We start from the raw sequence: 22,406 nt of genomic DNA on the forward strand, positions 1-22,406 counted from the left end.
GATTATCCGTCGACCAATATGAGCATTCAAACTGCAAAGCCGCACGCGCCAGACACAAGAATGAAAACCAGACACATTCACGGAAAGGGAAACCAATGAGCAAACCATCAATCGGGTTTATCGGCTTGGGACTAATGGGCGGAGCCATGGTGAGCCGGCTGTTGGACCAAGGATACTCGGTCGCTGTATTGGGAAACCGCGACCGCACATACCTGGACGCCGCGATTGACCGTGGCGCCCGCGAGATGCAAAACGCCCAAGAACTTGCTGAAGCCAGCGACATCGTGATGTTGTGCATGGGCACCTCGGAACAGGTCGAAAGCCGTATGCGCGGCGCAGATGGAGTGATCGCGGGATTGAAACCCGAGGCGATCGTCATCGACTTTGGCACCTCGCTTCCAGGCAGCACACGCGCCTTGGCCGAGGAGGTTGCCGCAGCTGGCGGAAGCTACCTGGATGCGCCGCTTGGTCGGACGCCTTCGCACGCGCTAGAGGGCAAGCTCAACATTATGACTTCCGGCGACAAGGCTGCCTTTAACAAGGCCGAGCCGACACTGAAAGACTTGGGCGAAAACGTTTTTTATCTTGGCCCCGTTGGGTCCGGACACACGATCAAACTGATCAACAACTTCTTCGGAATGACCGTCGCAAACGCGATGGCCGAAGCCTTCGCCATGGCAGATATCACCGGAGTTGACCGCAAGCAGGTGTATGACGTTATGGCCGCTGGGCCGCTGCATTCCGGAATGATGGATTTCGTCAAAGCCTACGGCGTCGAGAATGACCCAAACCAGCTGGCCTTTGCCATCAAGAACGCGGCGAAAGACCTTGGGTATTATGACCGTATGGCACGCGATGCAGGCGTTTCCAGCGTGATGTCGCAGTGCGCGCTTTCGGCGCTGAATGATGCGCGCGACCACGGTCAGGCGGATGATATGGTTAGCCAGATGGTTGACTACTACGTCAAGCGTTTCAACACCTGATCGATGGCCGTCTCCGCCAACCCCACCGCTGACCTGCCGCGCCTTGGCATTGTGCTGATGCTGATGGCGTGGCTATTCTTTTCGTTGGTTGACCTTGGGGCCAAGTGGTTGGCGTTGGCCGGCGTGCCGGCATTTCAGTTGGCGTTCATGCGCTACGCGGGGCACTTTGTGATCTCTGTGGGTGTGATCGCCAAAGGCGGGATTGAGGCCAGCCGATTCAAGACCGACCATCCATGGCAGGTCATTAGCCGGGCCTTACTGCTGATCTCGGCGACCGTTTTCAACTTTTATGCCTTGCGGTTTTTGCCTCTGACCGTCGTGTCGGCAATCATGTTCTCAAGCCCGGTCATCGTGTGCTTCCTGTCCGTTTTCGTGTTGAAGGAGAGAGTAGGCCCATGGCGTTGGGCGGCTATCACCCTGGGCTTTCTGGGGGTGTTGGTTGTCGTGCGGCCGTTTGGTTCGGCCTTTCATCCGACCATGCTGCTGATCGTCTATAACGCCACTGCGCTGGCCTTGTATTCGATCATGACGCGCAGGCTGTCCGGGGTTGTTGCGGTGGATACCATGCAATTCTACCTCGGGCTTACCGGGACGGTGGTCCTGCTGCCCTTCGCCATCTGGTTTTGGGTCCAGCCGGAAAACACCTTGAGTCTGATAGTCCTGATTAGCCTTGGCGTCTTTGGCTGGTGCGGGCATCAACTGCTGACTAACGCGCATCGGTTCGGAACGGCGAACCAGTTGATGCCATTCACCTATTCGTTCCTGATCTACGTTGCGATCTGGGGCTATCTGTTCTTTGACACTGTACCGGACGCATTCACGTTGGCAGGGGCAGCGCTGATCATGGTTGCCGGGCTCATCATCTGGAAAAGAGAAAAGAAATGACGCGAATTGCCTGCATCGGCGAAGCAATGATCGAATTGTCCATGCTGGAGACCGGCGCGAAGGTGGGCGTCGCGGGGGATACGCTGAACACAGCCATCTACATGCACCGCGCGGCTCCTGATCTGCAGGTGGAGTATGTGACATGTCTGGGCGACGACCCGTTCTCAGGGCGCATCGCGGACTTTGTCGCCAGCCATGGCATCGGGACATCCGGCATCCGCATCATTCCCAACGCTTCTCCGGGACTATACGCGATCACGACCTCTGCGGACGGTGAACGCAGCTTTACCTATTGGCGCAGCGAGGCGGCCGCCCGCCAGCTTTTTGCCGATCATGACTTCAGCTCGCTGAAAGGTTACGACGTGCTGTACTTGTCAGGGATTTCCGTGGCCATTCTTCCGCATTCAGTAAGGCTTGCGCTTCTGGACTGGCTCGAAGGCTCTTCAGTCCGGTTGGTCTATGACAGCAATTTTCGTCCGCGTCTTTGGGACAGCGCCGAACACGCCCGGCAGATCAACCAACGGCTTTGGCAGCGTGCAGATATTGCCCTACCATCCATCGACGACGAGATGGCACTGTTCGGGGAAAGCGCGGATCAAGTGGCGGCACGCTTTACCGATCATCACGGTGTCGGTGCATTGAAACGCGGAGAGGATGGCCCTCTGCCCATTGGTCAGAACATTGACCAAACCTATGAGCCTGCCAAAAACGTGCTGGATACCACAGCGGCGGGCGACAGTTTCAACGGTGGGTACCTCGCAGCCTTGCTGACAGGAAAATCGCAGGCCAAGGCCCTGATGGCCGGACACAATCTGGCGTCCACCGTTGTTCAGTTCCGCGGCGCGATCATTCCCGGATAAGTGACGCGAGATCCTCAGCGCCAACAAGGTCCAAAAGTGGCACTACCGGATCTGGCTGTTTGACAGCCGAGGCGATTTCCAACGCGCAAGGATCGTTCAGCGTCCTGCCCTTGGCGGTCTCGGACATGCAAAAGGAGATCCAGGCCCGCATCCCTGCAATCACCGCCTGAGAGCCGGTCTCACGGAGTGTGGGAACAAACCGATACGGCAGCTTTTGGCTGCCATCCATCGCGATTTGGTCCAGACGGTGCGCCAGCTCGAGGTTTTCAAAGCGGCGCAACAAAGCCTCGGCATAGTCCGGAACCTGTACTTGCAGTGCTGCGGGCAGCGTTGCGCCCGCATCCTTCATCAACTCGGAAACCAGCGGGCGCAAAACCGGGTCTCGAACCGCTTCGTGGACGTAGGTCAGGCCTCGCTCCAAGCCGCCATAAGCCAACAGGGAATGGGCACCGTTCAACATGCGCAGCTTTCGCATCTCGTGCGGGGCTACGTCATCGACCAGTTGCACGCCCGGCCAATCCGGGTGCGGACCGGCGAAACTGTCTTCGATCACCCACTCCGAAAACGCCTCGGTCGGAACAGCCATAGGATCGCCGCTGATTGCGCGAACGGCGTCCGTGGTAGCCGGGGTGATCCGGTCGACCATCGCGTTTGGAAAGCGAACGGCATTCCAATTCACGTCCAGGCCGGCTGCATTCGCAAAATCGGCAACTGCCATTTCGAGCGTTTTGCCGTTTTCCATGCGATTGTCACAGCTTAGCACCGTTACTGGCTTGCACCGTTCCGCAAGGCCATAAGCTAAAAACCCGATCAGCGTCGCAGGCCCTTTCCCTGCCAGATCGGCGGCAATCGCTGGGTCCTGAAGGTTCAGATTGCCCGCGGCGTCCAAATGGTAACCTTTCTCGGTGACGGTCGCCGAGATGATCTCGGCATCCGCCATCACATCGAAAATCTCTGTGCGATCATTGGGCACGACCAGAACGTCACGCAGAGCTTTGATGCGCCGGACGCCCTGCCCCTGTACGCACAAATCGTACTCGAAACCTTGTTGGGCCAATCCATCCCGAACCGAGGATGAACGCAGGCTGACGCCGACAACGTCCCATCCGCCAGCTTGATCCGTGTAGTCCAGCAAATGCGCCCGGGCGAAGTTTCCAAGGCCGAAGTGAAGAATTGTACCCATCTAGCTTTGCAATCCGTAAACTTGTTTCGCCAAATCGACAGCCAGCAACCGCGCAAGATGCTCAGCACTATCCCGACCGAAATAGCCGCGCGCAACCTGATCGGCCAAATGAATCGCCACTCCCCGTCGCCACAGGTCGTGCCGTGCAGGAATGGACAGAAAGGCCCGCGTGTCGTCATTGAATCCGGCCAGATTGTAGTATCCGGACGTTTCAACAATCTGATCGAAATACCGCGCTATACCGGCTGGGCTGTCGTGGAACCACCAAGGCGGCCCGATCCTAAGGCACGGCCAATGTCCCGCCATGGGCGCCAGTTCACGGGCATAGGTGCTTTCGTCCAATGTGAAGAGTATGATGCGCAGTTCCGCCGAGTTTCCGACCCGGTTCAAAAGCGCCTCAAGGCCCGTGACCCAATTCATAGCGATTGGAATGTCCGCCCCCTTGTCCCGTCCGAAGTCCCGCATTACCGCGTCGTTCGTGTTGCGCTTGCTGCCAGCATGTATCTGCATGGTCAGACCATCATCGATAGACATCTGCGCCATTTCGATCAGCATATGTCCATAGAACCGGCGAGCATCCTGTTCGGCCCCTTCCCGCCGTCTCAGCCGTTGGTACAGCGCATCCGGGTCGTCCAGCCACTCGGTCTGCACACGTTCGATACCGTGGTCAGTGGCCGTACAGCCCAGCTGGATGAAATAAGCCCGCCGCATTCGCAGCGCGTTGAGGTAGCCATCGTAGCTGCCCAGATCGCAGCCCGTCAGCTCGGCCAACTTTTTCAGGTTTTGTACGAACTCCGGGTCCGCCCCATCCAAAACCCCGTCTGGGCGGAACGCCGGAATAACTCGCCCACCCCAATCGCTTGTACGAATCTCCCGATGCTCAACGAGGCTGTCGAGAGCGGAATCTGTGGTGGCCAGAACCTCGATCCCAAATCTGTCGAACAAAGCCCTCGGACGAAATTCAGGTCGCGCCAGCTTTCCTGAGATCTTATCGTAAACCTGGTCTGCCGTGCGCGAAGACAACTCCTCAGACACGCCCAGCGTTTCATGCAGCACGTAATTCATCCAGATCCGAGATGGCGTTCCCAGAAACAAATGCCAGTGCTCGGCAAAAGTGCGAAAAACGGCGCGAGGATCCTTCTTTCGCCCCTCTTCCCCAATGCCAAGTTCGGACAAGGGAACGCCCTGCGAATAGAGCATACGGAACACGTAATGGTCGGGAACCACCAGCAGTTCTGCCGGGTTGGGAAACGGCGCATCGGTTGCAAACCACCCCGGATCGCAGTGACCATGCGGAGATACGATCGGCAGGTCCCTGATGCCCAGGTACAGGTCTTCTGCCATGCCATTCAAATTACCGGTCAATTCTGCCTCCGATACTGCTGCCCGCAATTGTTAACACAGTTTTTAGTGGTTGCATCTTTCCCGTTCGAACCCGCAGACTGACCGGGTGATCCGGGGGAATGAATGAATATTGCGCTGATTGGTTTGGGAATGGTTTCGGGTACGCATTTGGCTGCAATTCGGACATCGGATCAAGGCCTCAATCTTGCTGGCGTCCTTGGGCGCAATCCTGAAAAAGCAGCTGAGTTCGCGCAGCGAAACGACACCCGCGCGTTCAGCTCGGTCGAGGAAATCGCAAACGACCCAAACGTCGACTTTGCGATCATCGCAACCCCGCCCGATCAGCGCACAGAGTTGGTTCGGGTTCTTTCGACCGCTTCGAAACCGATCCTGATGGAAAAGCCCATCGAAAGAACGCTGGCCGCCGCGACAGCCATTGTCGAGCAGTGCGAGGCCTCTGGCGTGCCGCTGGGTATCGTCTTTCAGCACCGCGCCCGCGCCGCCTCGCAGGCGCTGAAATCAGCCATTGAACAGGGTGAGCTGGGCTCGATCGCCACGGTGGAGATCCGTGTCCCTTGGTGGCGTGATCAGAGCTACTATGAAGAGCCGGGTCGCGGCACTTACGCACGCGACGGAGGCGGTGTCATGATCTCGCAGGCAATCCACACGCTTGACCTTGCGATGTGGCTGCTGGGGCCGATCTCGGGCATTCAAGCCATGATGAGAAAAACTCCGTTACACGATCTCGAGGCCGAGGATTGGGCAGGTGCAATCTTTGAAACAGATAGCGGCGCAGTGGGTACCTTGATGGCGACAACGGCCGAATATCCCGGGGCCGCAGAGTCCATCACCATCCAGGGCACGAACGCCAAAGCGAATCTGGAGTCAGGTGTCCTGACCTTGACCACTTTCGATGGTCAGAAATCCACGTTTGGCGAAACGTCCGCCACAGGCGGCGGGCCCGATCCCATGGCGTTCACCCATGAATGGCACCAGGCGATCATAGAGGATTTTGCCAACGCACTCGCCGGTGTAACGCGACCCATGGCCACCGGACGCAGTGCCCTTTTGACCCACGCCGTCATAGACGCGATGCAGATCGCCAATCGAACCGGCCAGAAAACACGAGTCATCTCATGAGCCTGACCTGCGTCGCCCTTGGCCTGGACCACCGCCATATCTATGGCATGACCGAAAACATGCGCAAAATCGGAGTGGACTGCGTTGGCTATTGGACAAAAGGCGATCCGGAAACGCTGGCGGGCTACGTCAAAAGGTTTCCCGATATTCTGCGGCTGGCCCGACTGGAAGACGCCTTAACTTGCGGGGCGGATCTAGCGCTGATTTCGGCAATACCGGCAGATAGGGCCGCTTTGACAATCCGCGCCATGCAAAACGGCATGGACGTCATGAGCGACAAGCCGGGCTGTACGACGTTCGAGCAACTCGACCAGATCAAACGGGCGGTTGCGGACACCGGTCGCATCTGGTCGGTGAATTTTTCCGAAAGGTTTGAAACGCCCGTCAGCACCCGGGCGACCGAGTTGGTCGAGGCCGGTGCCATCGGGCGCGTGATCCAGACGGTCGGACTTGGCCCGCACCGATTGAACCGGGCAACCCGGCCGGAGTGGTTTTTTAAACGTGAACGCTATGGCGGTATTCTGACCGACATCGCCTCGCATCAGATCGATCAGTTCTTGCACTACACAGGTTCGGAAACCGCGGAAATCACAAACGCTTGTGTGGCGAACTACGCAAACCCCAAAGATCCCGGATTGCAGGATTTCGGAGAGCTCAATCTACGAAGCGAGAACGGCACCGGGTACATCCGGGTTGACTGGTTTACGCCGGATGCCCTGCCAAACTGGGGAGATGGTCGCCTGACGATCCTGGGCACCGAAGGCTATATCGAGTTGCGGAAATACGTTGATGTGGGTGGAGCCTCGGGAACAGACCATCTGATCCTCGTCAATGGTGAAACCTGCCAAAAGATCGACGCATCTGACGCCGGCCTTCCCTACTTTTCGCGCCTGGCCGATGACATCCGTAACCGGACCGAAACCGCGATGATCCAAACCCACTGCTTTACGGTCATGGAACTGGCATTGCACGCGCAGGAAATGGCGGAACGCAAATGATCAACGTTGCGATCCTTGGCGCAGGTATCGGTGCGCAACATATAAGCGCACTGGAACGGCTTGACCGCAAATTCCGCGTAACCGCCGTGGTCGATCAGAATACGGACCGGATCGAACAGATTCGACAGAACTCGGATTTTCGATCTCTGACCAACATTCAAGACGCGCTGGATGATCCGGAGATTGATGTCATCGACATCTGCCTGCCGCCCCATCTACATGTGCCGACCACTCTTGCGGCATTGGCCGCAGGAAAACACGTTTTCTGCGAAAAGCCCCTTGCGACCTCGATGCAGGATGTGGATCGGATCGCGGCAGCCGCCCACAGCACGGGCAAGCATGTGTTTCCGGTTTTTCAATACCGGTGGGGCCCGTCACTGGCCCAATTGCGCCACCTGCAACGCGCCGGCCTGACCGGAGCGGTCCAAACTGCCGCGCTTGAAACCCATTGGTCCCGAGGGGCAGATTATTACGCGGTGCCGTGGCGAGGAACATGGGCCGGTGAACGCGGCGGCGCAGTGCTTGGCCATGCCATCCACAACCATGATCTGCTGACACATATCGCGGGTGATATCGCCTGGGTGTCAGCAATGACCACAACGCGGGTCAACCCGATCGAGACCGAAGACTGCGCCGCGATCTGCTTTGGCATGGCTTCCGGAGCTTTGTGCACAAGCAATATCACACTAGGCGCCGCCACGGACGAAACCCGCCTGCGGTTCGTCTTTGAAAAGGTGACCGCCACCTCTGGCACGGAACCCTATGCGCCGGGTCAAACGCCTTGGACATTCGTTGCGCGGGACCCGGTGGATCAAGCCGCTATCGACGAGGCCCTTGCAGCCGCCGCTGCCGAACCAAAAGGTTTCGAAGGGTTCTTTACCGAAATCGGCAAGGCGCTGCGGTCCGAGGCAAATTCGGCCGTTACGCTGCAGGACGGCGCCGCGTCCATCGGCCTTGTGACTGCGATTTATTACGCGGCGCGCACCGGGCAGCGTGTTGCCCTTCCCATCAGGCCCGATCACCCGCTGTATGAAGGATGGCTGCCATGAAACAATGCTGGCGTTGGTTCGGACCCGATGATCCGATCGCTCTGGCCGATCTACATCAAGTCGGGGTTCAGGGCATCGTTACTGCGTTGCATCACATCCCGCCTGGACTGCCCTGGGACGAACCGAGCATCGCCGATCGGCAGGCAGTTCTGGCCGCTGCCGGGTACAGTTGGGACGTTGTCGAAAGCCTGCCCGTCTCCGAGGCGATCAAGACGCAGTCCGCAGACATAGCCGAACATCTGCAGGCGTATAAGTCCAGCCTCAGGGCCCTGTCCGCCCGTGGCGTCGAAGTCGTGTGCTACAACTTTATGCCGATCCTGGATTGGACACGCACCGCCCTTCGCTCCCCGCAGCCGCATGGCGGAACGGCCATGCTGTTCGACCTGACTGATTTTGCAGTTTTCGACATATATATTCTCGAACGTCCGGGCGCGTCGGAAGACTATTCCAACGACGTCCAGCAAACGGCCGAGGATCGCTTCTTGCGCCTGTCGGATGAATCCAAAGCCCAGTTGCAGCACAATGTCACTGCGGGGCTGCCCGGCGCCAACGATCAGTGGAGCGTGCAGGACGTGCGCTCTTTGTTGCGGACATATGCCGAGATAGACCGTGACCGGCTGCGCACAAACCTAATCGACTTCCTGTCTGAGGTCGCCCCGGTAGCTCAAGAATTGGGGTTGCGCTTGTGCTGTCACCCGGATGATCCACCCTTCTCGTTGCTCGGTCTGCCGCGGATCATGTCCAGTACTGAGGATTACGGCGCCGTGCTGGATGCGGTTGATATGCCCGCGAACGGCGCAACCTTGTGTACCGGATCGCTGGGTGTTTCCTCCGAATTCGATGGGCCGGACTTCGTACGCAGGCATGGCGGCCGGATTCACTTTGTTCACTTGCGAAATACCCGACGCATCGCGGGGTCGGACAGACAGAAGCCGGATTTCTATGAGGCTCCGCATCTGGAGGGCGACACCGACATGGTCGGCACCATTCGCGAGCTGATGAACGAACAACGCCGCCGCAAATCTCAAGGGCGGGACGACTGGCAAATTCCGATGCGACCCGACCACGGACAAGAGCTGCTGAGCGATCTGGGCGGACACAGCACTCCTGGCTATCCGCTGATCGGAAGAATGCGCGGGCTGGCGGAACTGCGCGGCATCATGGCGGCGTTTTCCTGACACGTCGGATCAGGCTGTTTCTTTCCGTCCGTAACACTTCTTTGCTTGCCTGTGCGCGGTATTCTTCGTTTACTTACGGCACGTAAACGGGCAGCGGGGTGTCTTCCGGACTCGCCCGACGTCTGTTCAAGACGCGTGAAACTCCCGCGAAAACCGATGCCTTGAGGCATCAATTTTCGAAACGTCTGCCAGACGGCAAAGACGGAAGAACGGGAGGAGTCCAAATGAAAACCACAGGCGTAATAGGTCTTGGCGACATGGGCAGCGGCCTTGCCAAGAACCTGATCAAGAATGGCTTTGAAACATCCGGTTTCGACCTGAGCGAGACACGCATGGCGGCATTTACCGACATGGGCGGCCTGCCCAAGGACAGCGTGGGACAGGTCGGTCGTCACGCCGCCAGCGTGTTTGTCATGGTGATGCACGGAGATCAGGCCCGCGATGTCATTCTGGGTGAAAACGGACTGGTTGCGAACATGGCCGAAGGCGGAACTGTCATCCTGTCGGCGACCATTACACCGGCCGAAGCAAGCGCCATCGGGCATGACATGGAGGGCTCCGGCATCCACCTGATCGACACTCCGGTCTCGGGTGGGTTTCCCGGCGCGCAGAACGGCACATTGACGATGATGGCTGCCGGTGCCGCTGATGTGCTGGACCAAAACGCCAAAGTCATGCAGGCAGTGTCGGCAACCATTCACCGGGTCGGAGAAAACGCCGGTGACGGGCAAACCGTGAAAGCCTGCCTGCAATCCCTTATCGGGTCGATCTTTTCCGCCACATTCGAGGCTGCGGCCCTGGCGGCCAAAGCCGGTGTCACCGGTCAGGCATTGCATGACGTGTTCTCATCCTCCAGCGCGGGGTGCGGCGTCGTGAATACCGCCCTTGAAAACATCATTGATCGCAAGTTCGAGGCTACCGGTAGTCATATCGCAACTATGCACAAGGACCTGACGATCTCTCTGGCACTGGCCGGTGCGTTGGGCGTTCCTATGCACACTGCCTCGTCCGCAATGCAGATCTTTCACGCCGGAAAAACCAAATACCCGAACGGCGACAACTGGGTGTGTACCCGCGTCATCGAAGAGATCGTTGGCGCAGAATTGCATCGCTGAGAGGACCGGATATGAAACTAGGTGTGATTTGCGACGGCATTTCCCGCGATCTGCGGCAGGCCGTGGACGTAATGGACGAATTCGGCCTGGACTATGCAGAGCTACAGTTCGTGGGCGACACCGAGGTCGGGGACCATTCCCCGCAGGAAATTGCCGAGATCGACGCGCTCTTGCGCGACCGGGGCAAGCTTGTGTCGTGTCTGTCGCGCCATATCTTTGCGGGGATGACAGCTGCCAACAGGCCCGGCGACAACCTGCACACCCGACACATGGACGCCTTGAAACGCGTGATCGACATGGCGCATATCGTGGGGTCTCCGCTGGTTCGGATCATGACCCAACGAAAAGAGCAGATACTCTGGGGAAAAAACGGCGCCGAGAAGTGGAACGTGGCGCATGGGGTATGGGACTCGATGCCGCCGCTGATCGCGCCGGCGGTTGAACTTGCCAGGGCTGAGGGCGTGACGCTTGTCGTAGAAACCGGAAACGGCACGCTGGTCAATTCCAACTATACAGCCCGCAAACTGATCGACGAGTTGGATGCAAAGGATGCGTTGAAGGTACTTTGGGACCCCGGAAACAACTGCTGGTGCCATGAACTGGCATACCCGGACGGTTACGAAGAACTGCGCGGCGGCTATTTAGGTCACATTCACATCAAGGACGTAAAGGTCGACACGCCACGGGCAACGCTGGAAGTGCGCCGTATGGGGGAAGGTCAGCTTGCGCCTCTGTTCCAACCCATCGCGGACGCGCTCAGATCCGACGGCTATGATGGCGTCATTTCTTTCGAGAGCGTTTATCATCCCGGCAACGGAAACTTCGAAGATGGGTTTCGTCTGTGTGTGGACAGGTTCAAAAGCCTGTTCGCATGAATGAAGCGCCATTGTACTTTACAAATCATATACTTAAGCCTCAAAGTTGAATGCCGAATGGGGTGCGGAAAGCTGGGCGCATTCGCGCAAAATCAAGGAAAGGATCTGATGGATGAAGCAAGAGTTTTTTGAGCTGTCCATTGAAACGCCCGGCAAATCCCTCACCGACATCAGCGGGGTGGTTCAGGGTGCGGTGTCTGACCATGAACTTGGCTCGGGCCTGCTGACCCTTTGGTGCGTCCACACCGGTGCCGCGCTGTTGGTTCAGGCCAATGCCGATCCCGAGGTGGTCAAGGATATCGAGACGTTCTTCGAAGAACTGGTCTCCAAATCATCAGGCAAATATCACCATCGCCCGAGCGAAGACGACAACGCGCCATCGCATTTGCGGGCGCTGTTGACGCAAACGCAGGTGTCCATCCCGGTCGAACAGGGGCAGCTTCCGCTGGGCCGCGTACAAAGCCTGTATCTCTTCGAACATCGCGAGGCACCCAAGACACGACGATTGAAGGTGCACTACATCGGGACGTGATGCCTTGGGTCACATGGAGAGTTGACGGTGTTACCGCCCCATCCAGCCCCCGTCGACAACAAGGATTTCACCGTTGACGTAGTCCGACGCTGCAGAAGCCAAAAAGACTACAGGTCCGGCAAAATCACCAGGCGTACCCCAACGGCCTTGGGGTGTTCGTTCCAGAATCGACTTTGATCGGACCGGATCGTCCTGCAGGGCTTGGGTATTGTCGGTCGCGATGTAGCCGGGGGCGATTGCATTCACGTTCACACCCTGCCCGGCCCACTCATTGGCCAGGGCCTTCGTCAGCTGTCCAATCCCACCTTTCGAGGCCGCATATCCGGGAACGGTGATGCCGCCCTGAAACGTCAGCAGCGAGGCGGTGAAGATGATCTTGCCCGAGCCGCGCGCCAGCATGTCCTTGCCGATCTCGCGAGACAGAACGAACTGCGAGGACAGGTTCACCTCGATCACTTCGTCCCACCAGTCGTCCGGGTGTTCAGTGGCGGGTTTTCGTTTGATCGTGCCGGCATTGTTGACAAGGATATCAGGAGTTTGTCCGTCGGCCCTCAACTGATCAATGAACGCATGAAGCGCAGCGCGATCCGAGAAGTCGCATTGGTAAGCCCGGAAACTGCGTCCCATCGCTGTCACGGCTTTTTCGACATCCGCCCCGGACAGCTCAAGCGAGGCGGACACTCCGATTATATCGGCTCCAGCCGATGCCAATGCCTCGGCCATTCCGCGCCCGATACCGCGTTTGCACCCAGTCACAAGGGCCGTCGTTCCCGTCAGGTCGAAACTTTTCAAAACACTCATGAACGCGGTCCTACTTCGATCAGGCTTTTCATTGCGGTTGGGCTGCGATCCAGTGCTTCGAACGCGGCCTGGATGTCTGCCAGAGGGCTGACGTCAGTAATCACAACATCCGCGTCCACTCCGCCCGAGGCGACAACTGCAATGGCTTTCTCGTAATCCTCTGGCTCATAGACCCGAGCACCGATCAGTTGCAGCTCTCGCCAGAAGAACTGGAACAGGTCTATCTGGGGCTTTTGTGCATGGATCGCGACCATCACGATCCGGGCCCGAGTCGCGGCAACGGCGGTCATCGCATCAACTCCGGGCTGCGTTCCCGACACCTCGAAAACCACATCAGCGCCTTTGTCGCCCGTGCGCGCGTTGATTGTGGACACCAGGTCGGTTTCGATTGGGTTTATCGTGTCAAAACCAAGTTTTTCAGCAATCGCAAGACGGTTCGGATTCACTTCGGAAATCACGACATTTCCACCCGCATCCCGCGCAACCATGGCAACCAGGATGCCGATCGGGCCGCCGCCGATAACGACAACGTCCTCGCCAGGTTGCAGGCCAGACAGCCGCACATCGTGGCAGGCAACGGCGACCGGCTCGATCAGCGCCGCGTGATCCATGCGCAAGTCGTCTGGCAGAATGTGCAACGTATGGGCCGGAACGGTCCAGATCTCTTGCATGGCGCCATCGGTGTCGAGGCCGAGAAATTTGAGATTTTGGCAGATATGCTGATGCCCCCGCTTGCAGGCCGGGCATTCGCCACAATGATCAAGCGGCCGGACAACGACCTTCTGGCCGGGTTGGACCGTATGCACCCCCTCGCCCACTGCTTCAACGACACCAGACATCTCGTGCCCGATCACCCGGTTTAGACCGACACGGGCATCCATGTTGCCGTGATAGACGTGCATATCCGTCCCACAAATCCCGCAATAGGCAACGCGAATGACGGCCTCGCCGGGGCCCGGAGCTTTCGCTTGGGCCTGTTCCACGGCAAAGCTCTTGTTGCCCCGATAATACGCCGCAGAAATCGTCTGGGTCGTCATGTATGCATCTCCCTGTGTTCTATATTCAGTTTGTCCCAGTCGAATTCCACTCCGGTTCCCGGAGTATCCGGGGCCACGGCCATACAGTCTTCCACAACCAGCGGACGGGTCGTGTACTGATCTATCGGGAATGAGTGTACTTCTAGCCACCCTGCGTTGGGTTGCGCGGCAACAAGGCTGACGTGCAGCTCCTGCATCCCATGACTGCAAACCGGAATGTCGTGCTGTGCGCTCAGCGCGGCCACGCGCAACCAGCCGGTGATCCCGCCGCAATTTGAAGCATCGGGCTGGATGAAACTCAGCTTCGCGTCATCAAAGGCGTACTCGAATTCGTGAATCGTGTGCAGGTTTTCACCCATAGCAAGGGGCACGCCCGTGGCTTCGGCAATTCGGCCATAGCCTTTGTAATCGTCTGGAATTGTCGGTTCCTCGAACCACAGGATATCGCAGTCGGCGAACCCTCGGGCTGCCACGATGGCCTGCTCGACGCTCATGGAGTAATTCGCGTCGACCATGAAGAACCGGTCCGGCCCCAACATTTCGCGCACCGCCCGGGCCCGCGCCAGATCATCGGCCAGATCCGGTTGACCGACCTTGATCTTGACCGCGTTGAACCCACGCGCAAGGTAGCCTTCGGTCTGCAACAGCAGTTTCTCCAACGAGAAATTCAGGTCGATCCCGCCGGCGTAGGCCTTGCACCGTTTGGACGCTCCACCAGCCATTTGCCATAGTGGTGCATTCTGCGTTCGGCCGCGAATGTCCCAAAGGGCAATATCCACGGCCGAAATGGCGAACGAGGCGATCCCACCCCGTGCCACATAGTGCACATGCCATTGCATGGCATCGTACAGGCTTTCGATCTGTTCGGCGCCTTGTCCAACCAGGAACGGCGCTAGATCATGCTGGATCATCGCCAAGATGGCATGACCGCCCTTGCCGCCCGTATAGGTATACCCAACCCCCTCAACCCCATCCGACGTTTGAATGGTAACGGTGATCAATTGAAAGAACGTGTGATCGCCATGTTTGGCATCGACCAGGACTTCGGCGAGCGGGACGTTGAACAGCCGCGCTGAAACACTTTCTATGCGATTCACGAACCCAAGACCTTCTGCTGCCTGGCAATAACCCGAGACTGTAAGAGGATGACCACAAAAAGAAAGCCTCCACGTATGACCATCTGCCAATAGGCGCTGAAACTGATGGTCCCCTGACCGTTTTCAAAGTTCAGAACGTTGAACACCAGACCCAGCAAAAGCGCTCCGGCCACGGTCGCAGGGATCGAACCCATCCCACCTGTCAACAAGGTGCCGCCCACAACAACGGACGCGATGGCCGACAATTCCCATCCGATGCCCTCAAGGGGTTGTCCGGCTCCAAAACCCGAGGCCAGAAAGACGCCAGCCAGCCCTGCGCAGCCGCCCGAAAGCAGGTAGACGAAAGCCTTGGCGCGATTCACCTTCAGACCCATGAGGTTCGAGGCATCCTCGCTGCCACCGATCGCCAAGACGGTCCGCCCGATGGTTGTTCTTTCCAGCACCAGCCAAAGTGCCAGCGTCAGTCCGGCTACGATGACGATTGCCCATGGAAACAGGCCAAACGCCTGCCCCATGCCAAGCTTGGTGAAGTTCGACCCCCAATCGACCGAAATTGTCTGAGCGCCCGAAATCACCAATGCGCCGCCTTTGGCGGCTAGCATGGTTGCCAGTGTGGCGATGAAGGGCGGGATCCGAAGGATGATTATGCAAAAGGCGTTGATCGCTCCGAAGCCAACGCCGGCAAGAACGGCCCCCGGCAGCGCAATCTGAATCCCGTAGGGGCTGAGATAGGCCGCAACAACCGACGTAAAGGCCGCCACGGATCCGACCGACAAATCAATCCCGCCGGTCATGATCACGAAGCACATGCCCAGCGCGATCGCAATGAACATCGCGTTGTAATTCAGGAAAGACGAGAAATTGTAGGCGCTTCCAAAGTTGTCATAGCGCATCAGCCCAAACAGGATCAAAGTCAGCAGTGCGATCCACACCGTCACCGAAGCCGAATTGCGCCGAAGGTATTTTCGCAGGTCAAAAGCCGTTTCATCCAACACCAATCATGCCCTCCGGAATTGCTGGACCCAAACGGCCAGGATAATGATGACGGCTTTGGCGATTAGTGCAACTTCGTCCTCTACCCCGTTGGCCAACAACGTATATTTGACCAATTGGATGATAACGGCTCCCAGTATGGCACCGAAGATCGGCGCCCGCCCGCCTTGCAAAAGAGCCCCGCCAACAACCGCGGCCGCGATGGCATCAAGCTCCATAAGATTACCGTTGCGCGCCGCGTCCGAAGCCGAGTTGATAGCAACGACGATCAGCCCCGCCAGACCCGCAAGCACGGCGCAGATGACATAGGCCCCAATCTTGACCCGCCGGACAGGACCGCCCGACAGATAGGCCGCGCGTTCATTGCCGCCGATAGCCAGCAGGTAACGACCCCAAGTGGTTCTGGTGATAGCCCAAAACAGAACACAGGCAATGACCAGCGCCAGCCACCCTTGGAACGGCAAGCCAAGCACTTTGCCGGTTCCAAGATAACTGAATGAAGGGTTGGAAAACGTCTGCAGGTTCCCGTTCGTCAAGACTTGGGCAATACCGCGACCCGAGATAAAGAGAATGAGCGTCGCAATAATGGGTTGCACATTCAACACGGCAACCATCACACCGTTGAACACCCCGCATAGCCCGGCGATAAACAGCGGTAGGACAATGGCCAAAGTGACGCCCAGCATCGGATAGGCAGCGCCCAGATCCGACAGGAAAATCAGCGGAGCAACTGCCCCCGCCAGTGCCATGACCGCACCGACCGAAAGATCGATACCACCCGTGGCGATCACCAGCGTCATGCCCATGGCCACGATGGCGATCGTGGCAACCTGGCTGATATTCACGAACAATGTTTGCAGTTGCAGGAAATTGGGGGTGAAAAACGCGTTGAACACCAATAAGGCGACCAACGCGGCGATGCCGCCGTGAAAGCGGAAGGGCATTGAGGCGACCCGTTGCGGCAACTTCATTGCTCGGTCCATGAACCAGATCCTCCTTCATGATGCGCAAGCGCGCGCACCAGTATGTTCTCGGTAATCCCGGGGTTGGTCAGTTCCTTGACCGAGCGCCCCTCGTGCATGACCACGATGCGGTCGGCGCCTTCTACCAGTTCTTCGAATTCTGAACTGATGAGGACCACGCCAAACCCCTTCTCGACGTAAGACCGAATGAACGATTGGATCTCTCGCTTGGCGCCGACATCCACGCCTCGGGTCGGCTCATCGAGTATCAGGATGTCGGGCTGCGTCGCCAGCCAACGGGCAAGCAGCACCTTCTGCTGGTTGCCGCCGGACAACTCGCGAATGGGTTGGTCCATATGCGCCGCCTTGATGCCCAGATCGTCGATGAAGGCCTGAACGATCTCGCGCTCGCGGGCAAAATCGATCTGACCACGGCTGGCTAGTTTCGGCAACAGGGCCAACGTTATGTTCTCACGCACGGACATGTCGGGAATAATCCCTTCGGCCTTGCGATCTTCGGTCAGAAAGCCGACCCCGTTTGCTATCGCTTCACCCGGTCCGGACGGTTGCCCGACCGCACCGTGTATCTCGATTGCGCCGCTGAGTGCTCCGTCCACTCCGAACAAGGCCCGCGTCGCCTCAGTCCGGCCTGAGCCCAGCAGCCCGCCCAGCCCAACAATTTCCCCGCGGTGGAGCGTGAGGTCGAAATGCGTCAGTCGTGGGCCAGTCGAAACAGAGTCGGCCCGCAGAACGATATCGCCTTTCTTAGCCTTGGCGCCGGCGAAGTCCGTCAAACCGTCTGCCGCAATCTCGTCCTTGTTGCGGCCCAGCATGTCCGCGATCATTTCCAGCTTGGTCGTGTCCTGGACATTGCGAGTGCTGACAGTGCGCCCGTCGCGCATCGTTGTGACCCGATCGCAGATCTGGAACAGCTCATCGAGGAAATGCGAGACATACAGAACGGACACGCCCTGTTTCTTCAACTCGCGCACCACACCGAACAAAACCTCGACCTCGCTGGCATCAAGCGACGACGTCGGCTCGTCCATAATGACCAGCTTCGCGTCCAGCGACACCGCTCGCGCTATCGCGACCAACTGCTGGATCGCAGTCGAGAAATTCCCCAGAGGCTCGGTTACGTCGATATCTATGCCAAAGCGCGCAAGAACCTCGCGTGCGCGCCTGTTACACTCGCGCCAGTCGACCAGAAAGCCCAGGCGTTTGGGCTCGTACCCCATGATGATGTTCTCGGTCACTGACCGCAGCGGCACCAGGTTGAGCTCTTGATAGATTGTGGCAATTCCGTATTTCTGCGCTTCGCGCGGGGTAGAAATGCGGCTTGGCGCGCCCGTCAGATAGACGTCACCGGCATCCCGGCCGTAAACTCCGGTAAGGACCTTGATCATCGTCGATTTGCCGGCACCGTTCTGCCCGATGAGTGCGTGAACTTCGCCGGGTGCTATTTCCAGACTGGCCTGGCTGAGTGCTGGAACCTCAGCAAAAGACTTGTCGATCCCCGACATCGAAACGAGCGCGTTCATGATATCTCGTACTCCAATTGCTTGCGGGCAGCGCTGACACTCAGCCAGCACCACCCAACAGGGAGAATCAATAGGCTTCGTCGATGTGATCAGCGGCGTTGTCTTGCGTAAAGATCCGGTCTTCGACCTTTACCCACTCAGGGATCTGCTCGCCCGCCGCATACTTCTTCATGACATCACAAGCCAATGGGCCAAAGAAGGGGGAGCTTTCTACGGTCACGCCCATCTTGCCATCGATAATTGCCTGAAGCGCATCACGCGTTCCATCAATCGAAACGATGGTCACGTCCTCGCCTGGCTTGCGGCCGGCCAGTTCCAGAGCCTGGATCGCGCCGATCGCCATCTCGTCATTGTGGGCGTAGACCACGTTCACGTCGGGGTGCGCCTGTAGCAGGGTTTCCATCACCTGACGACCCAGATCGCGCGCAAAGTCACCGGTCTGAGAAGCCACGATCTCAAAGCGGTCGTCCGCTGCGATCGCGTCGTCGAAACCCTTTTTACGGTCATTTGCAGGTGAAGAACCAGTTGTGCCCTCCAACTGGACGATAACGCCCTGGTCGCCGTCAAAATTGTCCATCAGCCATTGCGCGGCCCGGTTGCCCTGATCAATGAAGTCCGATCCTAGGAATGCTACGAAATGCTCGCCTGGCTTGGCGACGGCCGGATCAACCGAGCGGTCCACGAGAAAAGTCGGAATGCCGGCGGCGCGTGCTTTCATAACGGCCGGAATCAGTGGCTTTTCTTCCCTTGGAGGCAGAAACAGAACGTCGATGCCTTGTGCGATCATGCTGTCCACATCTGCTACCTGCTTGGCCGCTGATCCAGCTGCATCCGTCGCGACAAGGTCCCAGCCGCAGGCCTCGGCCGTGTCATGGAACGATTTGGTCTCGGCAATACGCCACGGATTGTTCGACTCCATCTGCGCAAAGCCGACTTTGTAGCGCTCCTTCTGCTCAAGCTGTGGCAGATCCTGCGCTATCGCAGTCGTGCCCAACAGCGCACCCGCGACAACCGTCGAGATCAAAAGAGTTCTGCGTTTCATGGTTATTCCTCCTCCATTGGTGCGGTCGCCTCCGTTTTGACCGCGAGTTTTAGGTCATGCCCAATTCATGTAAGTCGTCTGCTTCCTCAGATAGCCATCGAAGCCATAAGCGCCGTCTTCACCCCCAACCCCGGACATACCCCAACCGGTATGAAATCCCTGCACGGCCTCGCCATTGGAGCGGTTCAGGTACAATTCGCCGAACTTCAAACGGCTCGGGGCTTCCATCAATCGCCGGTGCGATGCCGTAAAGAGATAGGCAGACAGCCCGAATGATGTGTCATTCGCTGCGTCTATCGCCTGATCAAAATCATCGACTCGCATTGCTGTCGCCACGGGGCCAAAGACCTCCTCTTGCATCGCGGCATTGCCGTTGTCTGAGACCTCAAGAACCGTCGGGGACATCCAGTGCCCCTTATGGTGCGCCCCGTCCGTCAGGGGCCCGCCTGCAAGATGAACCGTGGCGCCTTCGGCGATGCTGCGCTGGATGATCTCGACGACCTTGGTCACTTCGGCCTTGCTGACTTTGGGACCCAAATCGCAGTCGTCCATCGGATCCCCGATCGACAAAGCGCGGGCCGCGGACACGAATTTTTCCAGGAACTGATCCGCAATGCCGCGATGCAGATACATACGCTCGTTGCAGGTGCAAATCTGGCCGCAATTGGCAAACCGGGCGGCAATGGCGGCCGAAACGGCGGCGTCAATATCCGCATCCTCCATCACGATGAACGGAGCCTTACCGCCAAGCTCGAGCCGGACAACCTTGATCCGGTTGGCCGCAGCGCGAAAAATCTCTTTCCCGGCGCGTGTGCTGCCGGTCATTGTAATCAGTGAAGTATCGGGGTGTTCGACCAACCGCTGCCCTACCACCGGCCCCTTGCCTGTCAGAACATTAAGAACACCAGGCGGAAACCCGACCTTGTTGGCAAGCTCGGCGACCGCAAGACCGGACAGCGGCGTGATTTCGTGCCCCAACAGAACAACGGTGTTGCCCGCGACCAGCGCGGGTCCGACCTTCCTGGCGGCCAATGCCAACGGATAGTTCCAGGCTGTCAACGCAACAACAACGCCATAAGGATGACGCCGGATCTGGATTTCCTCGGACTCGTTGTCCGATGCAACTATGTCACCCGAAATCCTCCGGGCCTCTTCAGCCGCATGGCAAAGAAAGGTGACGGCAGCATCCACTTCACCTCGGGCTTGCGAGATCGGCTTGCCCTGCTCGGCGGTTATCAGAGCAGCCAAACGACCGGCGTCGACCCGGACGGCCTCAGCGAGTCTCAGGACCAGCCGAGCCCGCTCGATCGCCGGGCGCGAGGACCACGAGCCAAAAGCCCGATGGGCCGCCTCGACCGACGCATCCGCGTGAGCGGCGGCGCCATCTGGAACCAGCGCAACGATCTCTTCATTTGCAGGGTTTTCGACAACAACCGTGTCCGCGTCAAAGTCGACAAAGCGGCCATCGATGAACATCGAATGCCGAACGACTGGACCCAGCTCCCCTACTACAGACCGCAATTTCGCCTCCCGCGCTTGCTCGGTCAAACCACAATGGCGACCGCACCACCGATCAAAACACTAATAATATTATTTCGTCAACACTAATATTAATTACTATCAACTAATATTAGTTGCACGTCCTCCGCATAGTCGATAAAAAGGATACGAACAAAAAGGTTGAACGATGAACGATCAAGCGAACAAGGCCGGGCAACACAGGGGTGTAGGACGAGTCGCGGGCCGGCAGCGCATAACGATGCACGACATTGCACGCGTCGCCGGATGCTCACAAACGACAGTATCGCTGGTTCTGAACAAGAACGATTCCGTCAAAATCTCCGAGGACACAAAGCAACGAGTCCTGGATGCCGCCAACACGCTTGGATACGCCATGCCCTCTCAACTCAGGAAACCCCAGGACAGCGCGCGCCGGCCCGCGGCGCTGGACGGGACCATCGCTTTCGTCGTGGATGATCTGGCGTCAAGCCCCGAAATGGTGAACGCTTTTAACGGGGTGAAACAGGCCGTTCGGGACACCGGTAATCTTGTATTGCTGGCAGAAACCCAAAACGACCCCGAGGTCGAGCCCAATACGCTCCGGTATTTCCTCGACCAACAGGTTGCGGGCATCATTTACGCAACCGTTTTCACCCGGCGGGTGGTCGTTCCGGAAATCCTCAGGCAGACCGCAACCCCGGTTATGCTACTGAACTGCTTTTGCGACGACCTCTCCTTTCCTGCGGTGATCCCCGGCGAAGTCGCTGCTGGACATACGGCGACCAACGCCCTGATCAAGGCCGGGCACAAACGGATCGCCACAATAACCGGTGAGCCGTTCATGGAATGCGCCGCTGGACGAACGACCGGGTACAGAAACGCCTTGGCTTCCGCCGACATTCCGTTCGACGAGGACTTGGTTGTCGAAGGCAATTGGTTGCCCAGCGCCGGATATGCCGCCACGCGTGAATTGATGGATCTGCCCTCTCCGCCAACCGCCATTTTCTGTCAGAATGACCGCATGGCAATCGGTTGCTATGAGGCACTCAAGGAACTTGGCCTTTCAATCCCCGAGGACATCTCGGTCATCGGATTTGACGATGACGAAACCGCGCGGCACCTGTCGCCACCCCTGACCTCGATGATCCTTCCCACCCGGGCGATGGGACGCTGGGTCGTCGAACAGCTATTCCACGGGCCGACGGATGGTCAGAGGCACCCACTCGTAAAGCTTGAATGCGAACTGGTCGAGCGCGACTCGATCAGCGAACCCAAACGCCGGACCTGAAGG

General features: G+C 58.2%; 20 protein-coding genes and 1 pseudogene. 11 read left to right on the top strand and 10 right to left on the bottom strand.

Annotated elements, in window-relative coordinates:
- Positions 1-56: 56 nt before the first annotated feature.
- The 3 genes and pseudogenes from AC2FI9_RS18790 to AC2FI9_RS18800 all read left to right on the top strand — a co-directional run.
- Positions 57-983: pseudogene (locus tag AC2FI9_RS18790) on the top strand (NAD(P)-dependent oxidoreductase); the annotation flags it as partial.
- A gap of 3 nt (positions 984-986) precedes the next feature.
- Positions 987-1,868, top strand: a complete 882-nt coding sequence (locus AC2FI9_RS18795) for a DMT family transporter (protein ID WP_496769773.1) — start codon at positions 987-989, stop codon at positions 1,866-1,868.
- Entirely contained in the window at positions 1,865-2,728 is an 864-nt protein-coding gene (locus AC2FI9_RS18800) for a sugar kinase (protein ID WP_496769775.1), read from the top strand. Before AC2FI9_RS18795 ends, AC2FI9_RS18800 begins: the two co-directional genes overlap by 4 nt.
- Here AC2FI9_RS18800 and AC2FI9_RS18805 read toward each other — a convergent pair.
- Complete coding sequence (locus AC2FI9_RS18805; protein ID WP_496721883.1) at positions 2,715-3,911, bottom strand: mannitol dehydrogenase family protein; 1,197 nt, start codon at positions 3,909-3,911, stop codon at positions 2,715-2,717. The genes AC2FI9_RS18800 and AC2FI9_RS18805 overlap by 14 nt on opposite strands.
- Positions 3,912-5,255: a glucuronate isomerase gene (uxaC, locus tag AC2FI9_RS18810; protein WP_496769814.1), complete on the bottom strand. Its 1,344-nt coding sequence runs from the start codon at positions 5,253-5,255 to the stop codon at positions 3,912-3,914. It lies immediately after the preceding gene.
- A gap of 123 nt (positions 5,256-5,378) precedes the next feature.
- Here uxaC and AC2FI9_RS18815 point away from each other — a divergent pair, with 123 nt between their 5' ends.
- From AC2FI9_RS18815 to AC2FI9_RS18845, 7 genes are all read left to right on the top strand, one after another.
- The gene (locus AC2FI9_RS18815; protein ID WP_496769777.1) at positions 5,379-6,395 is read left to right on the top strand and encodes a Gfo/Idh/MocA family protein; all 1,017 of its coding nucleotides are present in this window, start codon (positions 5,379-5,381) and stop codon (positions 6,393-6,395) included.
- Positions 6,392-7,393 carry a Gfo/Idh/MocA family protein gene (locus tag AC2FI9_RS18820; RefSeq protein WP_496769779.1) on the top strand — a complete coding sequence of 334 codons (1,002 nt, stop codon included), beginning with the start codon at positions 6,392-6,394 and terminating at the stop codon, positions 7,391-7,393. The genes AC2FI9_RS18815 and AC2FI9_RS18820 overlap by 4 nt, the downstream gene beginning before the upstream one ends.
- Positions 7,390-8,442: a Gfo/Idh/MocA family protein gene (locus AC2FI9_RS18825; protein WP_496769781.1), complete on the top strand. Its 1,053-nt coding sequence runs from the start codon at positions 7,390-7,392 to the stop codon at positions 8,440-8,442. Before AC2FI9_RS18820 ends, AC2FI9_RS18825 begins: the two co-directional genes overlap by 4 nt.
- Positions 8,439-9,620: a mannonate dehydratase gene (gene uxuA / locus AC2FI9_RS18830; RefSeq protein WP_496769782.1), complete on the top strand. Its 1,182-nt coding sequence runs from the start codon at positions 8,439-8,441 to the stop codon at positions 9,618-9,620. The genes AC2FI9_RS18825 and uxuA overlap by 4 nt, the downstream gene beginning before the upstream one ends.
- 224 nt (positions 9,621-9,844) lie before the next feature.
- Positions 9,845-10,735, top strand: a complete 891-nt coding sequence (locus AC2FI9_RS18835) for an NAD(P)-dependent oxidoreductase (protein WP_496769784.1) — start codon at positions 9,845-9,847, stop codon at positions 10,733-10,735.
- An 11-nt stretch (positions 10,736-10,746) separates the two neighbouring features.
- Positions 10,747-11,610: a sugar phosphate isomerase/epimerase family protein gene (locus AC2FI9_RS18840; protein ID WP_496769786.1), complete on the top strand. Its 864-nt coding sequence runs from the start codon at positions 10,747-10,749 to the stop codon at positions 11,608-11,610.
- Between the two features lie 112 nt (positions 11,611-11,722).
- A complete protein-coding gene (locus tag AC2FI9_RS18845) occupies positions 11,723-12,142 on the top strand; it encodes a secondary thiamine-phosphate synthase enzyme YjbQ (protein WP_496769789.1) in 420 nt (139 codons plus the stop codon).
- A gap of 30 nt (positions 12,143-12,172) precedes the next feature.
- Here the strand turns inward: AC2FI9_RS18845 and AC2FI9_RS18850 are convergent, their stop codons facing one another.
- The 8 genes from AC2FI9_RS18850 to AC2FI9_RS18885 form a co-directional block, all read right to left on the bottom strand.
- Complete coding sequence (locus AC2FI9_RS18850; RefSeq protein WP_142634800.1) at positions 12,173-12,943, bottom strand: SDR family oxidoreductase; 771 nt, start codon at positions 12,941-12,943, stop codon at positions 12,173-12,175.
- Positions 12,940-13,980, bottom strand: coding sequence for a zinc-dependent alcohol dehydrogenase (locus AC2FI9_RS18855; protein WP_271946114.1), 1,041 nt, complete (start codon positions 13,978-13,980; stop codon positions 12,940-12,942). The genes AC2FI9_RS18850 and AC2FI9_RS18855 overlap by 4 nt, the downstream gene beginning before the upstream one ends.
- A complete protein-coding gene (locus AC2FI9_RS18860) occupies positions 13,977-15,077 on the bottom strand; it encodes a mandelate racemase/muconate lactonizing enzyme family protein (RefSeq protein ID WP_271946112.1) in 1,101 nt (366 codons plus the stop codon). Before AC2FI9_RS18860 ends, AC2FI9_RS18855 begins: the two co-directional genes overlap by 4 nt.
- Positions 15,074-16,072 (bottom strand): ABC transporter permease, encoded by a 999-nt coding sequence (locus AC2FI9_RS18865; RefSeq protein ID WP_496769791.1) that lies wholly within the window; start codon positions 16,070-16,072, stop codon positions 15,074-15,076. Before AC2FI9_RS18865 ends, AC2FI9_RS18860 begins: the two co-directional genes overlap by 4 nt.
- A gap of 3 nt (positions 16,073-16,075) precedes the next feature.
- Entirely contained in the window at positions 16,076-17,053 is a 978-nt protein-coding gene (locus AC2FI9_RS18870; protein WP_496769793.1) for an ABC transporter permease, read from the bottom strand.
- Positions 17,038-18,573 carry a sugar ABC transporter ATP-binding protein gene (locus tag AC2FI9_RS18875; protein ID WP_496769795.1) on the bottom strand — a complete coding sequence of 512 codons (1,536 nt, stop codon included), beginning with the start codon at positions 18,571-18,573 and terminating at the stop codon, positions 17,038-17,040. Before AC2FI9_RS18875 ends, AC2FI9_RS18870 begins: the two co-directional genes overlap by 16 nt.
- A gap of 67 nt (positions 18,574-18,640) precedes the next feature.
- Complete coding sequence (locus AC2FI9_RS18880) at positions 18,641-19,615, bottom strand: ABC transporter substrate-binding protein (protein WP_496769796.1); 975 nt, start codon at positions 19,613-19,615, stop codon at positions 18,641-18,643.
- Between the two features lie 54 nt (positions 19,616-19,669).
- A complete protein-coding gene (locus AC2FI9_RS18885; RefSeq protein ID WP_496769800.1) occupies positions 19,670-21,136 on the bottom strand; it encodes an aldehyde dehydrogenase family protein in 1,467 nt (488 codons plus the stop codon).
- A gap of 166 nt (positions 21,137-21,302) precedes the next feature.
- Here AC2FI9_RS18885 and AC2FI9_RS18890 point away from each other — a divergent pair, with 166 nt between their 5' ends.
- Positions 21,303-22,403 carry a LacI family DNA-binding transcriptional regulator gene (locus AC2FI9_RS18890; RefSeq protein ID WP_496769802.1) on the top strand — a complete coding sequence of 367 codons (1,101 nt, stop codon included), beginning with the start codon at positions 21,303-21,305 and terminating at the stop codon, positions 22,401-22,403.
- The last annotated feature ends 3 nt before the right edge of the window (positions 22,404-22,406 follow it).

It is taken from the genome of Ruegeria sp. CDSA246, assembly GCF_059611225.1.